Source organism: Alkalibacterium sp. s-m-28, assembly GCF_054658175.1.
The window spans coordinates 1-2,963 of sequence record NZ_BAAGIQ010000155.1 but is presented as its reverse complement, the minus strand read 5'-3'; the positions used below and the strand labels follow the sequence as shown (position 1 = coordinate 2,963).

At 40.8% G+C, this 2,963-nt stretch carries 1 protein-coding gene; it reads left to right on the top strand.

Annotation, left to right across the window (positions count from 1 at the left end; translation table 11 throughout):
* The first annotated feature begins 288 nt into the window (after positions 1–288).
* Complete coding sequence (locus tag ACYQ4S_RS11465) at positions 289–2,724, top strand: glycogen/starch/alpha-glucan phosphorylase (RefSeq protein ID WP_459771251.1); 2,436 nt, start codon at positions 289–291, stop codon at positions 2,722–2,724.
* The last annotated feature ends 239 nt before the right edge of the window (positions 2,725–2,963 follow it).

The window sequence follows — 2,963 nt, the reverse complement described above, 5'->3', positions numbered from 1 at the left end:
GTTCTTCGATAAGAGAACGGGTCAATTCACGATATTTTTCAAGCATTTCCTGTTGTCTGATATTTTCTTTCAGGCAATAGTAGATAATTTCAAACTGACAGTTTATAATAGGGGTATACAGCACTTGTCCATTCCTTTCTTGGAAGTAGTTTGGTTGGTACCTACTATTTTGAACGAGATTTAGGGGAGGGGCAAGTGTTTTTTTGCTTTTCCTTGATATAACAACCATTGTAAGCAATTATTAAAAGAAAGTATTGACACTAACGTAGAAAAGGTGGAGGAATGTTTATGGAAGTAACAGTTAAACAGTTTGTTAGAGAATTTAAACAGCAGTTTCAAAGCATGTATGCCTACAGTTACGAAGAAGGATCAAACGAACAGCTTTACAATGCTTTAGGTCTCCTCGTAAAAAACTATATTTCAAGTTACTGGAAAGAGACTAGAGAAAAGTATATTAAAAACAGTGTCAAACAAGTGTATTATTTTTCTATGGAATTTCTTCCGGGCAGACAATTAAGAAGTAAAGCTTACAACCTGGGGCTTTTAGATGTAATTAAAGAAGGTTTGAGCGAACTGGATTTATCATTTGATCAGCTGGCAGAAGCAGAAGCCGACCCTGCATTAGGTAACGGTGGCTTGGGACGTCTCGCTTCCTGCTTTATGGATTCACTGGCTTCTCTAGGTATGGCAGGTAATGGAAATGGTATTCGTTATCAATATGGCCTGTTCAGACAAAAGTTTGTCGATGGGTACCAGGTTGAACTGCCTGAAAACTGGTTAAGGTACAGAAATGTATGGGAAACGAGAAACGACAAATCTACCTGTATGGTGAGATTCGGTGGGAATGTTTGGCTGGAAGAAAACCATCAGGGGCATCTGGTCCCGCATTATGAGAATACACTGAATGTTCTGGCCGTGCCTTATGATACCCCTATGGTTGGCTATAGAAATGACACAGTTAATAATCTTCGTCTATGGTCAGCTGAAATCCCGGTAGAGGAAGAAGCGAACTATCATACGATTGAAGAAACAGAACCCATCAAGGAAATCACTCAAGTCCTGTATCCAGATGATTCCAACTATGAAGGGCGTCTGCTACGTCTGAAACAGGAATACTTCATGGTATCGGCGGGAGTACAGTCCATTATCAGGCACTTCCGTAAATATAATGTTCCCCGTAAGAACATTCCGGATAAAGTGGCTATCCATATTAATGATACTCACCCTGCATTAGTTGTGCCTGAATTGATGCGTATCCTTATCGATGAAGAACACTTGTCATGGGAACAGGCTTGGGAAATCACATTCAAGACATGCAGCTATACTAACCATACCATCCTTCGTGAAGCACTGGAAAAATGGCCGATCGATATGATGAAAGAGCTGCTGCCTAGAATCTACATGATCATCGAAGAAATCAACAATCGCTTTGTTGAAAATACTATGCCATTATATGGAGAGCGCATCACCTGGCAGACAGCCATTTTGCAGAATGGAGTTGTCAACATGGCTCACCTGGCAGTGATCGGCAGTCACAGTGTGAATGGGGTAGCTAGACTTCATACTGACATTCTCATGAATGATGTGCTGAAAGATTTCTTTGAGTTATATCCTGAACGTTTCAACAATAAAACTAACGGGATTACTCAGCGAAGATGGGTTCACTTAGCCAATCCTGATCTGACTCAACTGATTGACGATAAAATTGGAGAAAACTGGAAGCTTACTCCATCAGAACTGAAAGTATTCAAAGGCTTCGAGAAAGATAAGAAAACATTAAATAAGCTGACGGATGTAAAGCTCAAGAATAAAAAGCGTCTGGCTGATCACATCAAGGAAGTAAAAGGAATTACAGTCGATCCGAATGCTTTGTTCGATGTCCAGATCAAGCGTCTGCATGCTTATAAGCGCCAGCATTTGAATCTGCTTCATATCCTGCACCGCTATCTTGAAATCAAAGAGAACCCATCTGTTGACTACGTTCCTAGAGTCTTCATATTCGGCGCAAAGGCTGCACCAAGCTACCATTATGCGAAGCAGATTATTAAAGTGATCAACTCTCTGGCTGATCTGGTGAACAACGATCCTGATGTCGGCGACAAGCTGAAAATTGTCTTCTTTGAAAATTACGGTGTGTCTCTGGCGGAGAAAATTATTCCGGCTGCAGACATCAGTGAACAGATTTCACTGGCAAGTATGGAAGCGTCAGGAACAAGCAATATGAAACTGATGGCTAACGGGGCTTTAACATTGGCTACATTGGATGGAGCCAACATTGAAATTAGAGACTTTGTCGGAGAGGACAATCTGTTTGTCTTTGGTTTATCCAGTAAAGAAGTATACGAATTGAAAGCAAATCAGTCTTATCAGGCAAGAGAACTTTATGGGTCTGATCAGAAACTCAGGAATGTTCTGGATGCTCTGACTAATGGAACGATTCCGAATCTACAGGATGAAGGCTATGCATTATTTGATTCACTCGTAAACTTTAATGATGAGTACTTTGTATTAAAAGATTTTGCATCTTACGTAGAAGCTCAGAATAAAGTCGATGATCTTTATAAAGATCAGTCTGAGTGGGCACGCAAATCTCTGCTGAATATTGCTTCTTCAGCTCCATTTTCAGCTGACTATACAATTCAGCGCTATGCAGATGATATCTGGAAAGTGAGATCTTGCGTTGTTGAAGATGAAGGGGTCCACCTGGTGGATGAACCCTTGTAGTGAACTACCCACCACTTAAATCCTCCGGATTTTGAAGTGGGGGCTTCCTACGAACTCCATTCTTGTCTGAACAGGTTTCATGCAGACAGAGGAATCGGATATGGGTAGGCTCAAAGGGGCTGGGAAAAAACCAGCTCTTAACAAACAAAAAGAACAATGAAAACCGTCGGTTTTAGATGGTCTTCATTGTTCTTTTGTATTTTTTCTGAAGATGTAGAAGTACATCCTCCTTTTCTTCG

What these genes read in the sequence shown, in the direction of transcription:
- ACYQ4S_RS11465 (WP_459771251.1), top strand. Translation starts at nt 289, where the DNA reads ATGGAAGTAACAGTTAAACAGTTTGTTAGAGAATTTAAACAGCAGTTT.